The following is a 21,768-nucleotide window of genomic DNA, read 5'->3' on the forward strand; positions in this document are numbered from 1 at the left end:
CGGCGCCGGTGCTGACGCGCCGTGAGCTGGAAGTCCTTGCGCTGCTGGAGCAATCCATGTCCAACAAGCGGATCGCACTGACGCTCAATATCAGCGTACAGACCGTGAAGTGGAACCTCAAGAAGATCTTCGTCAGGCTGCAGGTGTCAAGCCGCTACGAGGCCATCATCGCGGCCCGCAAGCTGGCGCTCTGTGAGCGTTGACGCGCACGCGTGGCATCAGCCCACGAAGCGCCGGTCAACGCTCCAAATTGACGCGCCGAAAGATCAGGTGCAACCTTCCATCATCTTCCTCCCCCGCACCGGAGCCCGCCATGACCTCCCAAGAATTCCGAGCGTTCAAGGCAAACCTGGCGATGTTGCTACGCGACATGCCGATCGGAACCACGGCCGATTTCTCCGACGTGGCCGTTGCCTACTGGGATGGCACCCAGGTGATCGGCGCTTATTTGCGCGACGGCGGGCGGCTGGATGAGGACTTCGAGTTCGACCGGAACGCGTGTGAGAGCTGGCACGACGAACTAGTCGGCTGGCAGGCCAACCCGACCTTCACCGAACGCGAGGAACTGAAGGGCAGCCTGCAGCACCCCGGGCAACGCGCCGCCTGACCGCAGCACCTCGCCAGCATGTCTGGTGGTGCTGGCACTGGTCCAGGATGCCGATGCGATGTGCTTCAGGAGCGGCTCACCATCGACGGTGGCATGGAATGCAAAGTCGTTGGCATCCGTTGCATGGCGGGCACCGGGTCCCGTGTCGCATGCTTGCTAACCGGGAACTTGCAGAGTGTGTCCGCCAGCGCTTCCCGGTTTGCCAAAGTTAGCGGGCCTGATACCGAGATGGGTGGCGAACGTCGTCGACCCGTCGGAGAGACATCCATGTCCGTGAAATTTCTGAATCCGAGCTTGTTAAGTACGTTCCGGGGCAATCTGCCCGGCATGGTCATCAGCGCGGTGGTAACAGTCGCAGCCATGTCGCTCGCCTCGCATTACCAGGCGCCGGTGATGCTGTTCGCCTTGCTATTGGGTATGGCGCTGAACTTCCTGTCCCGAGAATCCTCCACTGCTTCCGGTATTGACTTCAGTGCCAAGCAGGTGCTTCGGCTGGGGGTGGCCTTGCTGGGATTACGCATCACTGCCTCGCAGGTAGCGGCGCTGGGCTGGCACTCCGTTGCCATGGTCGTATTGGCGGTGGCGCTGACCATATTGTGCGGCATCGTGCTGGCCCGAATGATGGGGTTCCAGACGTTCTTCGGCTTGCTCACCGGGGGTGCCGTGGCGATCTGCGGTGCTTCCGCGGCGCTGGCCCTGTCGGCAGCCATGCCACAGCATCCGCTAAAGGAGCGCGCGACGCTGTTCACGGTAATTTCCGTGAGCACGCTATCGACGGTCGCGATGGTGCTATATCCGATGCTCGCGCAACTGTTGGCCCTGCCTTCTTTGCAGGCCGGAGCCTTTATTGGCGGAACCATCCATGACGTGGCCCAGGTCGTGGGGGCCGGCTACAGCATCTCGCATGAAGCTGGTGATGCGGCTACGCTGATCAAGCTGATGCGCGTGGCCATGCTGCTGCCGGTGATCGCGCTGGCAGCCTGGTTGTCGCAGCGGCATCAGCGGGCACAAGGGGAAGCCGGAAAGGGGCCGCGCCCGCCGCTGCTGCCATGGTTTGCCGTGGCCTTCGCGGTGCTGGTGGCGATCAACAGCACAGGCTGGTTGCCTCCGGGGTTGGTAAAGGCGGGGCAGTTTGCTTCGCAGTGGTGCCTGGTCATGTCCATGGTGTCGATCGGCATGAAGACCCACCTCAAGGATATCCTGTCCGTAGGCTGGAAGCCGGTGGCGCTGATGGTTCTCGAGACGCTGTTCCTGGCCGTGCTGTTCTACGGCATGCTGGTGGTGGTGCGATTCTAGTTTGGCAACCACGGGGCCTGGCGTCGCGGACCGCATTGTCCGGCAAGGCCGCCCATGCGTGCGCGCCAGGGCGATAGAGAGGAAGGGATAACCCAGGCGAGTCACGCTAGAAGCTGACACCCAGTGAAAGGATCGCGACCTGATCGGATGAGCCGGGATTGAACCAGTAAAAGCCTGCGGTGAACTTGCGCACCGTGACCTGTAAAAAGCCGCCTCGCTGGAGATCGCGGCTCCCCCCGTAGATCCGGGTACGCTGGGCGACGACACCGAGTCTCAGCCATTCGATCGGGCGGAATCCGAGTTCACTCCAGGCATAGAGATAGCCCGATTCGTCTCCATGTGGATTCAAGTATTCGGCTTCGATGTAGTAGTCGAACTTGCGTATGGCCACGCTGGCCTCGAGTCCGCCGATCACACCATGCGTGGAGCCTCCCACGAATCCGACGATAGGCGTCGCCTTGAACTGGACGGATTCGCCTCCCGAGAATGTCCAGCCGATGAATGCCGACTGCGAGTGCTTCGCCTCGTAGTTGGTTCTTGCCTCGAGGTGGAGCTGCGATTTTTCCGCAATGAAGATACCGCTGAGGTAGTCGCCGCTCTCACGCGGCATGTTCCAGTAGCCTGTCGCCGAGAAAGTCCACGGTGCGCCGGCAGGCTGTGCTGCGCCGTCCGGCGCGGGCTGGGGCGGTTCCTGTGCGCGGACACCGCCCACGGCCAGCGTGGTGGCCAGCAACATGGAGGCGGCTCGCATCCGAGCCACCCAGCGAGTTCCTGACGGCAATTGCGAGGGAGAGGCGCCGGCCGTGTCCCGCCGGCGTGCGAACCAGGAACATGACCGCGTCAACCAGCTCCCGGGCCAGCCCATCTCGGAGACCCGGTCCACCACGTCCGGCACCGGCTCGCGCATCGGCGCATCCTCCGGCGGCGCGGTCGCGCCCGCGCCGATAGTTGTCTTGGGTGCATCTGCCACGGAGAACTCCCGGACGCTGCATCGATGATCGGACAAAGTGACAGGGGCCAGTTCTGGCTATTTCCCCCGGCTCCGACAAAGTGTCCCGCGTGCCAACAGGCTCCCCGAAACGGTGTCTTCCTGAAAGGGCGAGGGGCTCAGAAGCGAAACACGGCACTCAGCATGGGCCCCTTGAGTGTCAGCCTCTGCACCAGGTCGTCGCCACCCAGATAAAAGGTCAGGTAGCGGTAAGTCAGTTGCACATCGCCCCATTTTGCTGCGTACGCCGCCCCTCCGGATGCCTGCACCGTATATCTGGCGGAGCCGGCACCGACGTCCAGGTAATAGGGCATGTACCATCTGCCCGAGTCGCCAAGTCGGATACGCCCGCGAACACCGATGATGCCGTCGATGATATTGGCCGTCTGCGACAGGCTCCCGTCTTTCGCAAGCGTCGCGCCTTGTTCCGTGAACGTGGCAGACAGTGTCCAGTTCGCGTTCGCGCTCAGGTTCAGGTACCGAAGCCCGCCGAGTGGTTCGATCGTGCCCCAGGACACGCGCTGCCCGGTATAAGCGACAGCAAGTCCGAACAGGCCACCGCTCAGGCTGCTGCCTGTTCCGGTTGTCACATCGCGCGGTATGACAACCCTGGCACCGTTCCCCGCGCCGACGGCATTGACGGTGGTCTGTTGGTGACCGAAATCCAGATAGGCAGCATCGGCCAGGATCGTCCAGTTTCCCTTGCTGGCCTCGGCCTGCAACATGAGCAGGAACTGCAGATTCTGGAGATAGCTGTCCGGCCCCGTTCCCACGTCGAGTCTGCCACCTCCGGTCGAAGACGATCCGGAGAAGCCGAAGGCTCCGCTCACATTGGGTAACCAGAGGTATGGCCCGATCGCAAAACGCCATCCATTCGCATCCGGCGATTCCGCATGAGCCAGGCCGGCCGCGATTGCAAGGACGAGAGTGACACCCAGACGGTTCCTGCCGGGCTTCGCAAGCCGCTTCTTGCCATAATCCGCGTCGGGCAGAACGCCTTGTGGTGCGTTTTCCATGCTTTACGCCTCCGCTCTTGGATCCGAACCCCAAGCCGATCAACACGCAGACACAGACGCCCGCGTCAGTCGCCTGCCCCATGGATGCTTGCCAGCGCCGCCAGACAATGCCTTGTGCAGTTGATGGCAATGCATCTGGTCTGCCGCAGATCGAACGGTGACCTGTGCCGTTCCGTGACGACTGCCGGTCCCGCTGGCCAGATCCAATGGAGCCTTGCGCGCCTATGCCGCCAGAGGCGCCTCGTATTCCTCCCGGAATTGCTGAAGCGAACTCTCCACTACCGTCACGGCACCGTCGATCAGGCCACAGCGTCCGCTGCCGGGCAGGATATTGCACAGGTTCTCCAGCGCCTCCAGGTCGGCACGCACGCCCCGGCCGGTGTCGATCCGGTTGAGCAGCCGCATCAACTGGAAGGTTCCACCCTTGCATGGAGGACACTGGCCGCACGAGCCCTGAGCGAAGAAGCTCACGTACTCGGCAACCTTGCGCACGATGCTGGTGCCTTCCGATACGACGATCATTGCGCCGGTACCCAGCCGTGAGCGCCGCAGCCTCACCGAATCGAAATCCAGCGCGACATCGAGATCGCGTTTCGTCAGCAGGGTATTGGAGGGGCCACCGGTAAAGACCGCCTTGAACTCCTTGCCCTGCAACATGCCGCCGCCATGCTCGAATACCAGCGACTCGAGACGCGTGCCCATTGGCAACTCGTACAGGCCGGGGCGCAGCACGTCCCCGGAAAGCGAATGGAGCTTTGTTCCCGTGGCATTCCCGATGCCGAGGTCCCGATACCATTGCGCGCCGTGGCGCAGAATCCCGGGGACGTGGGCCAGGGTCTCCGTGTTGTTGACGATGGTTGGCGCGCCACGCACGCCGTGCTCGGCCGGGAATGGCGGCTTGCGGCGCGGGAAGGGGAACCCGCCCTCGACGCTGGCTATCACCGCGGTCTCCTCGCCCCCGATGTACAGCCCCGAACTGGGCACGATCCCCAGGGTGACTTGCTTGCCCACCAGCCGCTCGAGCTCGGCGAACAGCGGATGCTCCAGCCATTGCCCGACCGCTGTGCGTGTCGCCGCGAGGGATTCTGGCTGGTGCGGATTGACGTACAGGACGACGTGGTTGGCACGGGTGGCCGCGGCGGCAATGAGCGCGCCCTCGATGACCTGGTGTGGCGTGTGCTGCAGAAGAAAGCGGTCCTTGAACGTGCCCGGCTCGTCTTCGTTACCGTTGCAGATGATGTACTTGTCGCCGTCAGGCGCAGCGGCGACTGGCGCCCATTTGCGATGCGTCGCGAAGCCGGCGCCGCCCATGCCGCGCAGATCGGCCCGCTCGATCTCGGCGATGATTGTCGCCGGCTCGCGCAGGGCTTTCGCGAGCCCCTCTCCGCCGCCCGTGGCAAGCCATGCGAGCAGGTCGGCGCCAAGCTGGATGTCTTCCTTTAGGAGAACCTGGTTCAGGTGTGTCATCGCTCGCTCCGAGTAACGCTCACCGGACACCGCTGACCACCCGGCCCCGGGCGCCGGAATGTAGTCCGGCATCGACGCGCAAGTCGAAATGCGCGTAGCCAGGGAACAGCATCGGCGCCTTGACATGAAGGGGTAGCCCGGCGAGCGTCAGTTCCCGCTGCCAAGCATGTACGTGGCCGATTCCTGCACGACTGGCCATGACCCCGCGCCGCGGTCCGGCGGCACTGGCGCCTGCGCGCCGCCCCATGCTCAGGATGTCGAGCAGCGCGTTTCCCATCAGCCGGTTGCGGCCGTGAATGCCGCCCGTCACCTCGCCAACGCAATACAGCCCGCCGACGCCCGTGGCGCCATCCTTGTCGATCGCAACGCCGCCGTTCTGGTAGTGGAGCGTCGGATAGACGAGGAAGGGGTCCCGCGCCGGGTCCTGGCCGCACTTGCGCGCAAGATGGCTCAGCGTGACCAGGCGCTTGGCCAGGATGCCGGGATTCTCCATTTCGAGCGTCGGCGTATCGAGAAAGACCCCCACCTGCCCACCACGCGTGATGCCGCGTCCCTCCGCGCACTCGCGCAGGATCGCCGACGCGACGACGTCGCGCGGCTTGAGTTCGTCCACGAAGCGCTCGCCTTCCCCATTGATCAGCTTCGCCCCGGCGGAACGTGCTGCCTCCGAGATGAGTCCGCCAGCGAGATGCGGCGGGTATGCGATGCCGGTGGGATGGTACTGGAACGAATCGAGTTCGCGCAGCCGGGCGCCGATCCGGTACGCGAGCACGAGGCCGTCGGCGGTGGCGCCGTAGTGATTCGAGGTCGGGAAGGCATTCAGGTGCAGGCGTCCCGCGCCCCCGGTGGCGAGGATCACGGCATGGGCACGCACCAGGACGAAGGTGCGCCATTCGAGGTTGTAGATCACCGCGCCGGCGCAGTTTCCCCGCTCGTCGGTCAGCAGTTCGACCACCGGGCATCGGTTCCACACGTCGATGGCGGCGTCCAGGTCCACCGCCTCGCGCAGTACCCGCATCATCTCGAGCCCGGTATAGTCCCGGTAGGAAAGAATGCGGGCGGCCGAAGCTCCCCCCGGCCTCTTCCGCATGAGGTTGCCGCCGGGGAGCCGATCCTCCTCCTGGTCGAACATCATGCCGAGCCGGATCAGCCAGCGAATCACATCGGGCCCATCCATTACCATCTGCGCGACTAGCTCGGGATCGCCCTGGAAATGGCCGGCGCGCAGGGTGTCCTCGAAGTGCAACTGCGGGCTGTCGTCCTCGCCGATGGCAGCCTGGATGCCGCCTTCGGCCATCACGGTATTGCTGTCGCCGAGACGCAGCTTGGTGGCCAGGATGACCCGCGCGCCCTGCTTCGCAGCGGTGAGCGCGGCCGCACATCCGCCACCGCCACCACCGATCACCAGCACGTCGGTGGTCGTGAGCTGGGCACCTGCAATATCCACGTCGTCGATCAGCGCGTTGGCTTGCAACTGACGCGCGAGATCGGGCTGGCACGGATCACCTCGGTTCACCCCGACGACCAAGGACACGCGCGCATTCGGGCCATGGTCCGGGTGAAAGCCTTTCAGGAGTGCATCGACGGACGAGTCATCGCTGCGTACCGCCGGCGTCATGCCTGGCCGGTAGCGCTGGCGGGCGTCGTCATAAGGGATGCCGGCAGGCATGATCTGTTGTCCCGTCAGCCTGGCGGGCGCGCGCCCGGCGCATCGAAATCGATCTTCATCTCGCCGTTCTCGATCTGTTGCAGCCGGCGCATCAGATTCGCCGGCCGTAGCGACAGCGACGCGGTCATCCGCCGCACGAACAGGCCGAGGTGGTTGGGCCGGATCAGCTCGGGACAGGCCAGCGTGCAGAGATTGCACATGACGCATTCGTCGAAGACGCGGCCAGACTCCGCCAGCTTTCCCTCCACGGCGAGGTTTACCCCGCGCTGCACGTCGAGTCCCTTCGGGCATGCGCGATCGCAACCGCTGCAGTGACGGCAATGGGAGGCTTCCGGGAATGTTTGCTCGATGACGTGCAGGACCTGCCAGCTATCGTCCAGATCCTCCATGCGATAGACGTGGCGTGCCGGGGCAGTGAAATAGTCGAGCGAGGCCACCTGCATGCCTTCCTCGATCAGGGTCTCGCAGGCGAGCGCCGTGTTCACCTCCGGCTCGCCGCTGCGCCGCACCAGCACACGGCAGGACCCGCACACGCCCTGACCCATGCAGCCGACGCCTTCCACGAGGGTCTCCCCGGCGTGGAGAAACGCTTGCAGGATAGAGCAGTCGGGTGGGGCGTCGATCTGATGGCCTTCGATGGTGAGGCGTACCATCTTCTTGCACCCTGTCGTCTGGCGGCGCTCGCGCCACACTGGCGCACTTGCCGAAAAGGTCATATAAACCATAGCACACAGGCGGTTATGCTAGCGGGGGAATCGCTATGGGTCCGTTCCGTCCGATGCGACGCACGCGTATTTCCTTCGCACCAGCCTGCGTACCGGACTGCCACCTCTTCGCAGGAGGGCAATCCCCGGCGTTGCAATTGGCTCACCAGCAAATCCGCCTTGTGCTTTCATGCGTGAACCGGCCCTTGCCCGGCTCACCAGAATCCCAGAATCTTCCACCAGGTACCCCCTACCACGGCGAAGATGGTCAGTTCCAGCACGCACATCACCGCGCCGACCCGCCACCACTGTCCCATCGTCACATAGCCGCTGCCGAAGATGATTGGCGATGTGCCGGTGGCGTAGTGGGTCAGCGTCATCATGATCGCGGAGCCGGCCGCCATCATCAGCATGAAAGGCGGGACATAGGGTGGCGGGATCAGGTGAGCGCCCACGGTGAGAAAGGCCAGCATCATCGCGCTGATATGCGCCGTGGTACTCGCGAACAGGTAGTGGGAAAAGACGAACGCCAGCACCAGCACGGCGGCAATCGAGAGCCAGCCCATTCCACTGGCGGCGATGGCATCGCGCATATCGGCCGAGAACCATGCGATCACGCCAAGCTTGTTGAGCTGTTCCGCGAGCATTACCAGGGCGCCGAACCAGATCAAGGTGTCCCAGGCGCTCTTCTCCGATAACACATCATCCCAGTCGATCGTGCCGGTGATGATCAAGGCGAAGAGGCCGAGAAATGCGACCACGGTCGGATCGAGGGTGAAAGCCGGGCCCATGATCATCGCCGGCACGTTGGCCCACAGGACCAGCATCATGGCGAACACGCCCATCATGACCCGCTCCTTTCCACTTAACGGGCCCATGCGGGCAAGCTCGCCCCTGGCGTAATCGATGGCGTTGGGCGTCGCCTTCAGTTCGGGCGGGCAGAGCACGAAAACGACAAGCGGCATCAGCAACAGGCAGAGCAGGCCGGGCAGCAGCATGCACAGCGCCCAGGTGGTCCAGGTCAGGTGCAGCGACTGGCCACTGGCCTTGGCCACGTAGTCGACGACCAAGGGGTTCGGCGCGGTGGCGGTCACGAACATGGCCGACGTGATCGGGTTGGCATGGTAGTTGACCAGCGCCAGGTAGGTGCCGACCTTGCCCTCAGTCCCCTTGGTCGGATCAGAGTCGAAAGCGCCGGCGATCGACCGCATGATCGGATGGACAATGCCGCCACCGCGCGCGGTGTTGCTGGGCGTAAATGGCGCCAGGACCAGCTCGCAGATCGCAAGCCCGTAGCCGATGCCGACGGTGCGCTTGCCCAATAGCGCGATGAACATCAGGCCGACGCGATTGCCCAACCCCGTTTTCTTCAGCCCGCGCGAGATCAGGATGGCCACGACGATCAGCCAGATCAGCGGATTCGAGAAACTGCTCAGCGCATCGGCGATGGCGCCTTTGGACGAGTTCGAGGTCACTTGCGCCAGTGACACGATCACGATTGCCATCATTGCCATCACACCGATCGGCATCACCTTGAGAATGATTGCGACGATCGTGGTCAGGAAAATGGCCACCAGATCCCAGGCGTCCGCGTTCAAGCCAGCCGGCGCGGGCATCAGCAGCAACGTGACAAGTACGGCCGTGGTGATGATGGCCGGCGTCAGCCGGAAGGGCACCACGGACATGAAGTAGCGATACATCGCGACGATCTTGGCGAGCATCTCCGAACCTCCCCGAAAAGGACACGGTGAATAAAGACAGCCAAGGTCCTCGCATCTGTCGACGCGAACTGTGCCTTCCGGCGGCGTAGCATTTCTCAAGAGATCCTGAACGATGGGCCTCGCGAGCAGAAGTGAATCTTTTCGAAGGGAGGATGAAGAACTTACAAGGATGGAGCTCGCCGGAGACGAGTTGACAGGGGCGAGTTGGACGCGGAGGGGCTAACCACACGATCCGCGCTGCTGAGCTGACCGGTATGCACCATTTCGGTGCCAAATTTGCCTGGCACCTGCGCCCTGTCCATGCGAGAAGTGTCGCTACTGTGACACTCCGGGCGTCGCAGCGCCTGTCAGATCCGCGGGTGTTCTTCGCGCGTGTCCGACACGGCCGCGAGATAGTGTTCCGCGCGCATGAAGCGCCCCGGCGACATCGCTCGCGCCCACCGCGGTCGGGGGACGACCAAGCGTTCGCGACGTAAAGTCGTAGAACGCTTCATCGCAATGGAAGCCAAAGGGGGCCTTCCCACGCTTTCAGCGCATCGAGAAACGCTTTCAGCTTTGACGGCGTGAAGCGGCGAGTCGGATAGACGGCATGAACGAATATTTCCGGTGACGACCATTCCGGCAAGATGCGAACGAGCTCCCCGCGGGCGATATGCGCATCGGAATAGCCGGAAGGAAGGAGTGCGATGCCGTGACCGCGGAGCGCAAAGGCGCTGACGATGTGAAAGTCGCGCGCGGCGACGGGGCCCGTTACGCGAACGTTGACTGACTTTCGTCCGCTGACCAAATGCCATTCCGTCTCGTTGTTCCGGGCGTTGATCAGCACGCAGGGATGTTGGCTGATGTCTGCGGGCCGGGCCGGGAGATGGTGATTCCGTGCGTATTCGGGGGAGGCGACCAGGTGCCTGATACTTCTTCCCACGCGTTGCGCGACAAGGCTCGAGTCCCGCAAGTCACCGAAGCGGATCGCGACGTCGACGTTTTCGGCGATCAGGTCCACGAAAACGTTGGTGAAGTAAAGATCCACCTGGATGCGCGGATAGTTCCTTAGAAACGACGACAGAAATGCGTAGAACGGCTCCTGTTCCAGCATCACGGGACCGGAGATGCGCAGCAGGCCCTCCGGCTTTTTTTGCGTCTCGGTGATCACGCGCTCCGCGTCGTACAGATGGCTCAGCGGCTCGCTGCACTGATCGAAATAGGCTCGTCCCTGCGCGGTCAGGCTGAGCTTGCGGGTCGTGCGTTGCAGCAGCGTCACGCCAAGGCGTTCCTCGAGCGCCGTCACCTTGCGGCTGACGGTGGAAACGGGCATGCCAAGGGCTAGTGCAGCGCGACTGAAGCTCTCGAATTGCGCCACTCGGACGAAGACGGCGATGTCATTCAGGTCGGCCAGTTCGGTCATGTGGACATGTGGGACTTTTGCATGGATGGAAAAGAGATTCCACATATTCCAGTCTAATCAAAAATAGATTCCTCGGCCAGACTTCTCTCCACGCAATCCAGCGCCTTTCGGAGAGATACCATGGCTAACAACGTCGTCATCATTACCGGTGCTTCCAGCGGAATCGGAGAAGCCACCGCCAAGCTCCTTGCCACGAAAGGCGCCACGGTCGCCTTGGCCGCTCGCCGGCTCGGCAGTCTTCAGCGCATCGCCGCCGAAATCCGGGCAAAGGGCGGCAAGGCATCCGTTCACCAGGTCGACGTCACTGACCAGGCGCAGGTCAATCGCTTGATTGGCGACGTCGTATCGCAACACGGCCGCCTGGATGTGATGGTCAACAACGCCGGCCTGATGGCCATCGCGCCCCTGTCGCTGCGCAAGACAGACGAATGGGATCGCATGATCGACATCAACATCAAGGGTCTTCTCTACGGTATCGCAGCGGCGTTGCCAGTCTTCGAAAGGCAGCAATCGGGTCACTTCGTCAACATCGCGTCGGTCGTGGGCCTGAAAGTCTTCAGTCCCGGAGGGACGGTGTACTCGGGCACGAAGTTCGCGGTGCGCGCCATTTCCGAAGGCTTGCGCCACGAGGTCGGCGGCCACATCCGCACCACGGTGATCTCGCCGGGGGCGGTCGACACCGAACTGAAGTTCGGCTCCGGGCATGAGGACAGCCGCAACTTCGTCGTCGATTTCTACAAGATGGCCATCCCGGCCGATGCCATCGCACAGGCCATCGCCTATGCGGTCGAGCAGCCAGATTCGGTCGACGTCAACGAGATCGTGATCCGCCCCACCGTGCAGGATTTCTGAGGGTCGCGGCGGGCAGGGAAGTGCTTAAGCCGATGAGGAAGTTCAGCGAGTTACGTCAGATGCCAATCCGATAAGCCCGCAGTGCTGGATCTCGACCGAATACCGACCCACCAATTTCATCCGGGTTTGACCCACCGTCAGGCAGCGTCATTCCGCTATCTCGATGCGGATAACGCTTGGCCATCGACGCTTTCACCACCAATGCAGGAGCAAGATCATGAGCAACCTCACCAAGCAACAGTTCAAGCGCGTCTGGTTTATCACGGGCGCTTCACGCGGCCTGGGCGCGCTGATGGCCAAGGCAGCCCTTGCCGATGGCAACGCCGTCGTCGCCACGGGCCGCAACGCCGCCGCAATTGCCGAGCGTCTCGGCGAGTCGTCCGCATTGTTCCCTGTCGCACTGGACGTGACGGACGGCGCGCAGGTCAAGGCGGCTGTCGAGGCCGCCGTCGAGAGGTTCGGCCGCATCGATGTGCTGATCAACAACGCTGGTTTCGGGCTGCTCGCCGCCGTCGAAGAATCGAGCGACGCCGACGTGCGCCGGATCTATGAAACCAACGTCTTCGGTCTGCTAAGCGTGACGCGCGCCGTGCTACCAGTGATGCGCAAGCAGCGCTCGGGTCACGTTATCAATATTTCGTCCATTGTCGGCTATCAAGCGGCGGCCGGGGTCGGCGTGTACAGCTCGACGAAGTTTGCCGTCGAAGGCATCACGGAAGCATTGCACGCAGAACTGAAGCCGCTTGGCATCCATGCGACCCTCGTCGAGCCGGGCTTCTTCCGCACCGACTTTCTGGATACGTCGTCTCTCCTCGTCGGCAAGGAAATCATCGACGACTACGCTGAGACCTCGGGCAAGCTGCGCGACCTCGCAGTCGTCATAAATCACAAGCAGCCGGGCGATCCGGAGAAGCTGGCAACGGCGCTCGTCACGCTGGTCGATGCGCAAACGCCGCCGTTGCGCCTGCCGCTTGGCACCGACACGCTAAAGGCGATCGCCGAGAAGAACGCGTACGTGACGACGGAAACGCAGGCGTGGAAGTCGCTGTCGGAATCCACAGACTTTCCGGCGTGAAGACGATGAGAGCAGGCTGAGGCCGTTGCGAGCCGCGTGCTGTCGTTCTTGACGCAGCAAACCGTCCAGACCTGAACCAGTCGGCGTATGACTGCCAGGAGAAGCGGTCGATGTGGCCGACGAAACCCGGCAGCCGCATGGCGGCAACCGTGACTTCGGTGTGCTGCCATGTCATGGATGCCGCATCTTCCTGCGCGGCACGCTTCGCTACGACTGCCCTCAGGGCGCCGGGGTTTCAGGGCAGCAGGTGGGTATCGCCGGCGGCCTGCGGTGGCAACTTGACTACCAGTGCCTTGAAATCGCCGCTGGTTGCGACCGAACCCGCGTGCGCGACGCTCTTCGGAATGACGATCAGGTCGCCGGGGCCGACTTCGCGCTGTTCATTGCCCAGCCAGAATGTTCCCTTTCCTGCGATGACATACTGGATCTCGTCGGCGCTGGTGTGGTAGTGCTTTGGAACGTTGCCCGATTGCACAGCAACGGTCCCTTGCGGCGTCGTCACCAGCCCTCTCGTGCGCAGCGTGCCCATATTGGGAACCTGTGGCCCGAGGTCTTCATTGGTCAAGGCCGCCAGGTTGATGATCTGCGGCGCCAACGCGGCGGGCGGGGTCTGCGCGTGGGCGGGCGGCAGCCCCATGTGGGCCGCAAGGTAGCCGCAAGCAAAGGCGACCGGGACTGCGGAAAGAGCGGCAAGGCGATGCATATTTATCTCCCTTTGGTTGGCCTGCGATCATTGCGCCGTCACGACGCTTGATTCGTGCGATCCGGCTGGATTGTCTCACCGCGATCCGCGCCCAGAATTAAGGGGAAACCCGAAAGCACTGAATCGATCGCATCTCGGAGAGGGTGCTGCCGAAGCCGGAAGGGAATTTACCTTGGGCCGCCTCTGGTATTGAAAAGGAAGCCGGTTCTCTTTCCACTCACTTCCGGAATGAAACCGCTGTCGACCGCGAAGCTGGTGAATGCATCCGCGACAGAAAGCCGTTCATTCGAGGTTCCGCATTTCGGTATCCATCCAGCTGCAGAATTGCCGGACCACGCGCGATTCCGAGCGGCGCTGGTAACGATATGTTCCGATCTCAACCGGCTCGTATCCGGGCAGGACCACCAACGCGCCGGCTTGTGTTTCCCTGGCCGTGAGGATCGGCGGCGCGAGCACCATCCCAAGACCGGCAACACAAGCATGAAGAGCCGCATCGTCGGTGTCGAATTCATGGGCGAAGGAAAGCTCTGCCAGCGAAATATCGAAGGTTTCGCACCAGAGCTTCCAGTCCCAATTGCCGGCTGCGCGCTGAAGAGCCGGCACGTCCGAAACGGTGATCTCCCGGCGATTGGTGTCTCTTGCCAGCAGGCTCGGCGAAACAACCGGGCGGCTCAGGTCGCGAGCAAGGAGTTCCCATCCTTCGGCTGCTTCCCCTGCCCGGAAATAACGGATGCTGACATCAGAGACCGGGACGGCGAGCAAACCTCGCGCGGAACCAGTTTCCACCCGAACGCGGGCCTCGGGGCAGAGCGCGTGAAAGCGATCCAGTGACGGGATGAGCCAACGCACTGCAAGCGACGTTGACGCCTGAACGCTGATTTCGGTTTCGTCGCGATACAGGGCATCGGCCGAATGCTCGATGAGCCCGATCGCCGGCGCGACCTCCTGATAGAACCGCTGTCCCACGTCGGTAAGGGAAACGGTGTTATTTCCCCGGTGGAAGAAGGTCACGCCAAGCTCGTCTTCAAGCTTCTTGAGCTGGTGGCTTACCGCGCCGGCGGTAACGCCGAGTTCAGCGCCGGCGGCCGTCAGGCTCCCGGTGCGTGCCACGATCGCAAACACCCGAACGGCGTTGAGAGAGACGCGATGCCTGTTCTGCATGAGGTTTCCTCAAGCTCCCCTAAAATTACTCGTTTGAGTGTCGCAAAAAAATATAGCACAATCGAAAGTGAAAATCCGCTCGGTAAGTACGATGCGCTCAAGAAAATATTGAATCGACACCAAAGTCACGGCGTGGGTGATGGCGGGGACGGCATTATTTTATTAATTTTCTTTTCACAATAAACTACTCGCACCCAGAGATCTGTGATGATTTCCATCCCACGTCACTACCGCGACATGATCATGCTTTCCGCGCCGATTGCGGGAATTCAGTTTGCGCAGATCGTATTGACGAGCACCGATCTGATGATGATGGGCTTGATCGGCATGGAGGCGCTGGCGGCCGGTGGTCTTGCCACGCTACTTTACAATCAGTTCCGCACCATGTGCGTCGGCATGGTGACAGGCTTGGGAAATCTCATTGCCGCTTCTATCGGACGGGCCGAAAAACGCACGGAAAGCATAATGGTCGATGCTGCTGCCCGGGAGGAGATCCGCGGCCTTGTCCGCTCTGCGTTGTTTCTCGCCACGGTCGTCGCTCTTATCGGTGGCGGCTTGCTTGCCGGTCTGGGTTATTGCCTCACCTTTCTCGGCCAGGATGACACCGTCGTCGCCCTGGCAAGGCCGGTGATGATCACGCTTGCGCCGGGGCTCTTACCCATGGTCTGGCTCAATGTCTTGCGGCAATTCGCCGTCGGTATGCGCCGCCCCGGCTCGCTTTTGTGGGTCACCGTGGTCTCCATCGCCGTCAACGTGCTATTGAACGCGATGTTCATCTATGGGTGGCTAGGCCTGCCCAGACTCGGACTGACGGGCGTCGGGCTTTCGACGACGTTTGTGCAGGTATGGACTTTCCTTGTCTATCTTCGCGCCGTTCAACGGGACGAGAAGCTGAAGGATTTTCTGTCGCTCGCCTTCTGGAAAGCACGACCTGCGACCGTTCTCAAGATGGCGAAGATGGGAACGCCGATCTCCCTGACCTATGGTCTCGAGGCGTCAATTACTTCCGTGGCGTCGATCTTGATAGGAAATTTCGGGCCTGTTGTGCTTGCTGCCTCCAATGTCATCAACCAGCTTGCCAAGATCGTCTATCAAATCAATGTCGGCCTCTCTCACGGGTCGTCCATTATGGTCAGCCGTGCCATCGGGAAACAGGAATATGGGGAGATCGGAGTCATTGCACGAGGCGCCATGACAATCTGCTTTATTCCGATGACGGCGATCGGGCTCGTTTACCTGTTCTTTCCCCATATTGTATTGTGGCCATTTCTCGGCGCTCACGCAGATCCTGCCATATTATCCACAGCAACCACGCTGCTCTGGTTCGCCGTTTTCAATCAGTTCTTTACGGCTTCGCAGAATATCAGCATTGGCCTCTTGCGTGGCCTTGGAAATACGAAAGCCGGACTGAGCAATAGCCTGATTTCCTATTGGTTGATCGGCATTCCAGCGATACTATTTTGCAGCGATTGGCTCGGATGGGGCGGCGCGGGCGTTTGGTTCGGCTTGTGCATCGCTTTCGGCGCGAGCAGCGTGCTGCTCTGGCGACGTTTCATGGCCGATCTGAAGCGGATATCGCAGCCTGGATAGATGGAGCGGTGGCCAATCCACCGCATGCCGTACCGCCGCGCGCCAAGTCAAAACCCGTCAGAACTTGTGACGAAGCCCGATCGCGACGCCGAGCATATTGCTCTGGCCGTTGCCCAGCGTGTAGCTGTTGCCGAGCGAGAGGCTGTTGGCATACACCGTGGCCAGCGATTCCATCATCAGGCCGGCGTTCTTCGCATAGGCCGTGGTCAGGTAGGCGTCGGTGCGCTTGGAGAATGCGTAGTTGGCCACCAGCGCGATCTGCCAGGGGTTCGGCACGCCCGTGTTGCCGAACAGGCTTTTTACGTTGTCGTAGTCGTATTCGAGCGTGAGACCCACGGCGGGCGTGACCTGGTAGGTGCCGCCGATCCAGTAGAAATCGTCCCGCTGGATCACCACATCCGCGGCATTCTTGTTCTGGCCCCAGCGGTATCCCCCCATGATCTTGGCCGTTCCGAACGCGTAGCTCGCACCCACCGCGGCTTTTTTCAGCGTGCCGCTGCCGGTGCCGATGGTCGGATTCCACTGGTCGTAGGCCGCCATCAGCCCGATCGGGCCCGCGGAATAGGAGACGCCCGCGCCGTAAGCCGTATCGCGCCGGAACTGGCCGGGAACCTCGCCGTTGCCGCCGATTGCGGTGGCCACGCCTACCGTCTGCGGCAGGGCCAGGCCAACGCCGAACGACCAGTGGGCGATAGCCGTGACCGGACCGAACTGGCCGTTGTACTTGAGCGTGTTGTCCTCGCGGAAGTTGGCGCCGGTCTGCAGTACGACGGGCTCGTACTGCGTGGCGAACGCGGTGGGCTCATAGTTGGCGACCGTCTCGAACATCGACGTGTACTGGCGCCCGAAGCTGAACTGGCCGATGGGACTCTGCACGCCGACGTACGCCTGGCGCCCGAAGATCCGGCCGCTCTGCTGGGAAGCGCCGGTGTCGAGGCCGAAGCCACTCTCGAGCACGAACACCGACTTGAGGCCGCCGCCGAGGTCCTCGGTGCCGCGCATGCCCCAGCGCGAGCCGGACAGGCCACCCGAGTTCAGGCGGTAGACGTCGTTGGCCGGGCCGCGGTTGAAGCCGTTGGTGGCAACGGGCACTGCGCCGGCGTGGTTCACATACTCCACGTTTGCGTCCACCACGCCATAGAGCGTGACGGACTGCGCAAAGGTCGTTCCTGAACAGGCAAGCAGTGAGAAGAGGGCGGTCGTCTTGATGTTCATGTCGTGGCTCTTTTGATTTTCCCTGGGGTCTTGTTTGTTACTTCTTGCTTGCCGTCATGCTGCATTCGCGTATTGCATCGCGTATTTCCAGCCAAGTTCGGCCAGCGGGATCGCTTTGCGACTTGTTTCCACGGCGTCGGCGCTGGTCGCATTGCCACTCCTCGCGCGCCGGGCGATGCCGTTCATGATCGCGGAGAGGCGGAACAGGTTGTAGGCGAGATAAAAGTCCCAGTGCTCGATCGACTGCGTGCCGTTGGTGCTCCCGTACCAACGGAGATAGCTTGCCTCGTCGGGGATGCCGAGCGCCTGCAGGTCGAGGCCGCCGATGCCACGCCACAGGTCGGCCGGGATATGCCAGCTCATGCAGTGGTAGGCGAGGTCGGCCAGCGGGTCGCCCAAGGTCGCCAGCTCCCAGTCGAGCACGCCGATCACGCGCGCTTCGGTGGGGTGGAACACGAGGTTGTCCATGCGGTAGTCGCCGTGGACAAGGCAGGTACGGTCGCTGTCCGGCAGGTGCTGCGGCAGCCAGTCCGCAAGCGCGGCGAGAGCGGGGTTGTCGTCCATGCCGGCCTCCCGGCACTGGCTCGCCCAGCGCCGGACCTGCCGGGCGATATAGCCGCCGTGCTTGCCAAAGTCGGTCAGGCCTGCGGCGTCGAGGTCCACGCGGTGCAACGCGGCGATGACGCGGCCCATCTCGCGATACATTGCCGAGCGCTGCTGCCGCGAGAGTCCCGGCAGCGACTGGTCGAACAGGATCCTGCCCTGCAGGAACTCCATGACGTAGAACGGGCTGCCAACAATGGCGGTGTCCTCGCTGTAGAGGAATGTGCGCGGCACGGGGACCTCGCTGTCCCGAAGCGCCTGCATTACCCGGTACTCGCGGTCGATTGCGTGGGCCGACGATAGCAACTGGCCCGGCGGCTTGGTGCGCAGGACGTACTGCCGCGGGCCGCAGGCGATCCTGTAGCTAGGGTTGGATTGTCCGCCCGTCAGACGCTCGACGGACAGCACGGGATAGTCGATCAGCCCGTGGGCGAGCAGGAGCCGGGCCAGGGCACGACTGTCGAACGGGGACGGGCCGGCTGCCTTCGCCGGCGGGGTGGCGGTGACTTCCATAGGCATTCTCCTGTGGCGCGGTGGCGGTCAGAGCGAACTGACGGCGTGGCCGCCGTCGACGGGCAGGACCGTGCCGGTCATGTAGTCCGAAGCGCTGGAGGCGAGCAGCAGCAGGGCGCCGTCCAGCTGGGTGGCGCGGCCGAGCCGGCGCTGCGGAATGCGCCGGATGAGCGCCTGGCCGTTCTCCGTCTCGAAGAAGTCCCGGTTGATATCCGTCTCGAAGTAGCCGGGGGCGAGTGCGTTGACCCGGATCCCGTGGCGTGCCCATTCCAGGGCCAGCGAGCGCGTCAGGTGGATCAGCCCCGCCTTGGCGGCGGTGTAGGCCGGCACCTGTTGCGCCACGCGCAGGCCGAGGATCGAGGCGATGTTGACGATGCTGCCGCCGTTGCCCGCGTCGCGCATCGTCCGGGCGGCGCACTGTGCCACGCGCCACGCGCCGTTCAGGTTGGTGTCGATCACGCTCTGCCAGGCGTCCTCCGTCACGTCCATGGCAGGGGAAGTCGTGGCGATGCCAGCGCTGTTGACCACGATCTGGGCCGGACCGAGCTCGCGCTTCACCGCATCGAATGCCGACTCGACGGAAGCGGGGTCCCGCACGTCGAGTGGCACCACGCATCCGGTGGCGCCTTGCTTGCGCAGCGCCGCCAGTATGGTCTCGCCTTCGCCGACGCGCCGGCCCGCCAGCGCGACGCGGCAGCCCGCGCGGGCGAGCGTCTCGGCGAAGTGCCGGCCGAGGCCGCCGAACGCGCCCGTGACGAGCGCGACCTTGCCGTGCAGGTCGCCAAACGGGTTCGGCGGTGGTTCCGGCTGCCATTGAGGTTGAGTCATCAGCTTGTCTCCGTTGTTTTGTAGTGGGCTCAGGCTCTTCAGACCGACTTGCCCATGTCCTCGACCACCTTCTTGGCGTCGCCGAACACCATCATGGTCTTGTCCATGTAGAACAACTCGTTGTCGAGACCGGCATAGCCGGCCGCCATCGAGCGCTTGTTCACGATGATGGTCTTGGCCTTGTAGGCTTCCAGGATCGGCATGCCGGCGATCGGCGAGTTGGGATCGGTCTTGGCCGCCGGATTGACCACGTCGTTGGCGCCCAGCACGAGCACCACGTCGGCCTGGCCGAACTCGCTGTTGATGTCTTCCATCTCGAAGACCTGGTCGTAGGGCACTTCGGCCTCGGCCAGCAGCACGTTCATGTGGCCCGGCATGCGGCCCGCCACCGGGTGGATGGCGTACTTCACCGTCACACCCTTCTCGACCAGCTTCTCGGTCAGTTCCTTGAGCGCGTGCTGCGCGCGCGCCACCGCCAGGCCGTAGCCCGGCACGATGATCACGGTCTCGGCGTTGCCCATCAGGAAGGCCGCGTCATCGGCCGAGCCGGACTTGACCGGGCGCTGCTGCTGCTCGCCGGCGGCCGCCCCCGCGGCCGTGCCGCCGAAGCCGCCCAGCAGCACGTTGAAGAACGAGCGGTTCATGGCGCGGCACATGATGTACGAGAGGATCGCACCGCTCGATCCCACCAGCGAGCCGGCGATGATCAGCATCGGGTTGTTGAGCGAGAAGCCGATGCCGGCCGCCGCCCAGCCCGAGTACGAGTTCAGCATCGACACCACCACCGGCATGTCGGCGCCGCCGATCGGGATGATGATCAGCACGCCCAGCACGAAGGCGATCGCCAGCATCACCACGAAGGGCAGCCAGCTCTGCGACAGGAAGAAGATCACCCCGAAGCCGATCATCGCCACCGCCAGCAGCAGGTTGAGCATGTGCTGGCCGGGGAAGGACACCGGCGCGCCCTGGAACAGGCGGAACTTGTAGCGCCCGGCCAGCTTGCCGAAGGCGATCACCGAGCCCGAGAAGGTGATGGCACCGACGAAGCAGCCGATGAACAGCTCGATGCGGTTGCCCAGCGGGATGTCGTGCGAGCCCGCCGGCGTGATGCCGAAGGCGGCCGGTTCGGCCACCGCGGCCACCGCGATGAACACCGCCGCCAGGCCGATCAGCGAGTGCATCGCCGCGACCAGCTCGGGCATCTTGGTCATCTCGACTTTCTTCGCCACGTAGGCGCCGATGCCGCCGCCCACCACCAGCGCGCCGAAGATCAGGTAGAGCAGGGTGACGAGATTCATGCTCATTTGCCGTGCTCCTTGGCCGAGCCGTCAGCCTTTGCCTTGGGTTCCTTCTTCTTGAACATCTCCAGCATGCGCTGGGTCACCAGGAAGCCGCCGAACACATTGACGGCGGCCAGCGCCACCGCCAGCGTGCCCATGGTGCGTCCTACCATGCCCTCGGTCAGGCCGGCCGCCAGCATGGCGCCGACGATGATGATGGCCGAGATCGCATTGGTCACGGCCATCAGCGGGGTGTGCAGGGCCGGCGTTACCGTCCAGACCACGTGGTACCCCACGTAGATCGCCAGCACGAAGATGATCAGGTTGATCACCGTGTGGTTCACCATTTCCATCGCCTACTCCTCCGTTGCTTGAATGCCTTCGCTGCGCGGTTGTCCCGTGTTCTTCTGCCTGGCCCGGCGCACCTGGCCGTGCTGCCCGATGCCGGTCTGCTTCTCGCGTGCGCGCCGCCGCAGGCGGCGGCGCGCGAAGTCCGTACGTATGGACGGCTGGACGGCTGGACCGGCTGGCTCGCCGGATCCGCCGCATGCCGCCTACACCTTCTTGATTTCCTTGATGCCGTTGTTGTCGTTCACCAGGATGACCTTCGGCTTGTAGGTGGCGATCTCTTCGTCGCTCATCGGCGCGTAGGTGCAGATGATGAGATGGTCGCCCAGGTGCGCGCGCCGCGCGGCCGCGCCGTTGAGCGAGATCTCGCCGGTGCCGCGCGCGCCCTTGATGATGTAGGTCGAAAAACGCTCGCCGTTGTTGACGTTGTACAACTCGATCTTCTCGAACTCCTTCATGTCGGCCGCGTCGAGCAGGTCCTCGTCGATGCCGCATGAGCCCTCGTAGTGGAGGTCCGCCTGTGTCACGGTGACACGATGGAGCTTGGCGCGGAGCATGATGCGTTGCATTGGTGATGCGTCCTTGGTTGTGGCTGTGTGAGCCCGTGGGCAAGCCCCGCGGGCCGCTGCAAAGCTCCCGGTGCCCGGACGTGCCGGCCGCGCCGGCGAACGCCCGCGCGCCATGCCGGGACCGCGTGGCGCCAATCTAAAGCGAGCGGGCCGCGGCGGGC

21 protein-coding genes and 1 pseudogene are annotated in these 21,768 nt (G+C 63.2%); 6 read left to right on the top strand and 16 right to left on the bottom strand.

What is annotated here, in order from left to right; all coding sequences use genetic code 11:
- Nucleotides 1-8 precede the first annotated feature (8 nt).
- From AC1DKV_RS10190 to AC1DKV_RS10200, 3 genes are all read left to right on the top strand, one after another.
- Nucleotides 9-203 (top strand): response regulator transcription factor, encoded by a 195-nt coding sequence (locus AC1DKV_RS10190; protein WP_441614047.1) that lies wholly within the window; start codon nucleotides 9-11, stop codon nucleotides 201-203.
- A 110-nt stretch (nucleotides 204-313) separates the two neighbouring features.
- A complete protein-coding gene (locus AC1DKV_RS10195; protein ID WP_441614048.1) occupies nucleotides 314-607 on the top strand; it encodes a hypothetical protein in 294 nt (97 codons plus the stop codon).
- A 267-nt stretch (nucleotides 608-874) separates the two neighbouring features.
- Nucleotides 875-1,903, top strand: a complete 1,029-nt coding sequence (locus tag AC1DKV_RS10200; RefSeq protein ID WP_441614049.1) for a YeiH family protein — start codon at nucleotides 875-877, stop codon at nucleotides 1,901-1,903.
- Nucleotides 1,904-2,009: 106 nt separating this feature from the next.
- Here AC1DKV_RS10200 and AC1DKV_RS10205 read toward each other — a convergent pair whose 3' ends face one another.
- The 8 genes and pseudogenes from AC1DKV_RS10205 to AC1DKV_RS10240 all read right to left on the bottom strand — a co-directional run bounded on the left by AC1DKV_RS10205 (nucleotide 2,010) and on the right by AC1DKV_RS10240 (nucleotide 10,870).
- Nucleotides 2,010-2,873, bottom strand: a complete 864-nt coding sequence (locus tag AC1DKV_RS10205) for a hypothetical protein (protein ID WP_441614050.1) — start codon at nucleotides 2,871-2,873, stop codon at nucleotides 2,010-2,012.
- A 137-nt stretch (nucleotides 2,874-3,010) separates the two neighbouring features.
- Nucleotides 3,011-3,907: a hypothetical protein gene (locus AC1DKV_RS10210; protein ID WP_441614051.1), complete on the bottom strand. Its 897-nt coding sequence runs from the start codon at nucleotides 3,905-3,907 to the stop codon at nucleotides 3,011-3,013.
- A 222-nt stretch (nucleotides 3,908-4,129) separates the two neighbouring features.
- Nucleotides 4,130-5,374 carry a complex I 51 kDa subunit family protein gene (locus AC1DKV_RS10215; protein ID WP_441614052.1) on the bottom strand — a complete coding sequence of 415 codons (1,245 nt, stop codon included), beginning with the start codon at nucleotides 5,372-5,374 and terminating at the stop codon, nucleotides 4,130-4,132.
- A 19-nt stretch (nucleotides 5,375-5,393) separates the two neighbouring features.
- On the bottom strand, nucleotides 5,394-7,043 hold the full coding sequence (locus AC1DKV_RS10220; RefSeq protein WP_441614053.1) for an FAD-binding protein: 1,650 nt from the start codon (nucleotides 7,041-7,043) through the stop codon (nucleotides 5,394-5,396).
- A 14-nt stretch (nucleotides 7,044-7,057) separates the two neighbouring features.
- Nucleotides 7,058-7,696 (bottom strand): 2Fe-2S iron-sulfur cluster-binding protein, encoded by a 639-nt coding sequence (locus AC1DKV_RS10225; RefSeq protein ID WP_441614054.1) that lies wholly within the window; start codon nucleotides 7,694-7,696, stop codon nucleotides 7,058-7,060.
- A gap of 85 nt (nucleotides 7,697-7,781) precedes the next feature.
- Nucleotides 7,782-7,868: pseudogene (locus AC1DKV_RS10230) on the bottom strand (hypothetical protein); the annotation flags it as partial.
- A 94-nt stretch (nucleotides 7,869-7,962) separates the two neighbouring features.
- Complete coding sequence (locus AC1DKV_RS10235; RefSeq protein WP_441614055.1) at nucleotides 7,963-9,468, bottom strand: DASS family sodium-coupled anion symporter; 1,506 nt, start codon at nucleotides 9,466-9,468, stop codon at nucleotides 7,963-7,965.
- 490 nt (nucleotides 9,469-9,958) lie between these two features.
- Nucleotides 9,959-10,870 carry a LysR family transcriptional regulator gene (locus tag AC1DKV_RS10240; RefSeq protein WP_441614056.1) on the bottom strand — a complete coding sequence of 304 codons (912 nt, stop codon included), beginning with the start codon at nucleotides 10,868-10,870 and terminating at the stop codon, nucleotides 9,959-9,961.
- 120 nt (nucleotides 10,871-10,990) lie between these two features.
- Here AC1DKV_RS10240 and AC1DKV_RS10245 point away from each other — a divergent pair, with 120 nt between their 5' ends.
- Nucleotides 10,991-11,722, top strand: a complete 732-nt coding sequence (locus tag AC1DKV_RS10245; protein WP_441614057.1) for an SDR family oxidoreductase — start codon at nucleotides 10,991-10,993, stop codon at nucleotides 11,720-11,722.
- Nucleotides 11,723-11,939: 217 nt separating this feature from the next.
- Nucleotides 11,940-12,797 carry an oxidoreductase gene (locus AC1DKV_RS10250; protein WP_441614058.1) on the top strand — a complete coding sequence of 286 codons (858 nt, stop codon included), beginning with the start codon at nucleotides 11,940-11,942 and terminating at the stop codon, nucleotides 12,795-12,797.
- A 235-nt stretch (nucleotides 12,798-13,032) separates the two neighbouring features.
- On the opposite strand, the gene AC1DKV_RS10255 is transcribed toward AC1DKV_RS10250, so the two are convergent.
- Nucleotides 13,033-13,500: a cupin domain-containing protein gene (locus tag AC1DKV_RS10255; protein ID WP_441614059.1), complete on the bottom strand. Its 468-nt coding sequence runs from the start codon at nucleotides 13,498-13,500 to the stop codon at nucleotides 13,033-13,035.
- Nucleotides 13,501-13,782: 282 nt separating this feature from the next.
- Nucleotides 13,783-14,661, bottom strand: coding sequence for a LysR family transcriptional regulator (locus AC1DKV_RS10260; protein ID WP_441614060.1), 879 nt, complete (start codon nucleotides 14,659-14,661; stop codon nucleotides 13,783-13,785).
- Nucleotides 14,662-14,868: 207 nt separating this feature from the next.
- Here AC1DKV_RS10260 and AC1DKV_RS10265 point away from each other — a divergent pair, with 207 nt between their 5' ends.
- A complete protein-coding gene (locus AC1DKV_RS10265; RefSeq protein WP_441614061.1) occupies nucleotides 14,869-16,251 on the top strand; it encodes an MATE family efflux transporter in 1,383 nt (460 codons plus the stop codon).
- Nucleotides 16,252-16,308: 57 nt separating this feature from the next.
- On the opposite strand, the gene AC1DKV_RS10270 is transcribed toward AC1DKV_RS10265, so the two are convergent.
- The 6 genes from AC1DKV_RS10270 to panD all read right to left on the bottom strand — a co-directional run bounded on the left by AC1DKV_RS10270 (nucleotide 16,309) and on the right by panD (nucleotide 21,607).
- Nucleotides 16,309-17,466 (bottom strand): porin, encoded by a 1,158-nt coding sequence (locus AC1DKV_RS10270; RefSeq protein WP_441614062.1) that lies wholly within the window; start codon nucleotides 17,464-17,466, stop codon nucleotides 16,309-16,311.
- 54 nt (nucleotides 17,467-17,520) lie between these two features.
- Entirely contained in the window at nucleotides 17,521-18,582 is a 1,062-nt protein-coding gene (locus tag AC1DKV_RS10275; RefSeq protein ID WP_441643213.1) for a phosphotransferase family protein, read from the bottom strand.
- 27 nt (nucleotides 18,583-18,609) lie between these two features.
- Nucleotides 18,610-19,410 (bottom strand): SDR family NAD(P)-dependent oxidoreductase, encoded by an 801-nt coding sequence (locus AC1DKV_RS10280; protein ID WP_441614064.1) that lies wholly within the window; start codon nucleotides 19,408-19,410, stop codon nucleotides 18,610-18,612.
- Nucleotides 19,411-19,448: 38 nt separating this feature from the next.
- Nucleotides 19,449-20,714: an NAD(P)(+) transhydrogenase (Re/Si-specific) subunit beta gene (locus tag AC1DKV_RS10285; protein ID WP_477137600.1), complete on the bottom strand. Its 1,266-nt coding sequence runs from the start codon at nucleotides 20,712-20,714 to the stop codon at nucleotides 19,449-19,451.
- Entirely contained in the window at nucleotides 20,711-21,043 is a 333-nt protein-coding gene (locus AC1DKV_RS10290; RefSeq protein WP_441618397.1) for an NAD(P) transhydrogenase subunit alpha part 2, read from the bottom strand. Before AC1DKV_RS10290 ends, AC1DKV_RS10285 begins: the two co-directional genes overlap by 4 nt.
- 201 nt (nucleotides 21,044-21,244) lie before the next feature.
- Nucleotides 21,245-21,607 carry an aspartate 1-decarboxylase gene (gene panD, locus AC1DKV_RS10295; RefSeq protein WP_441618399.1) on the bottom strand — a complete coding sequence of 121 codons (363 nt, stop codon included), beginning with the start codon at nucleotides 21,605-21,607 and terminating at the stop codon, nucleotides 21,245-21,247.
- Nucleotides 21,608-21,768 lie beyond the last annotated feature (161 nt).

It is taken from the genome of Cupriavidus sp. 05T41, assembly GCF_056396525.1.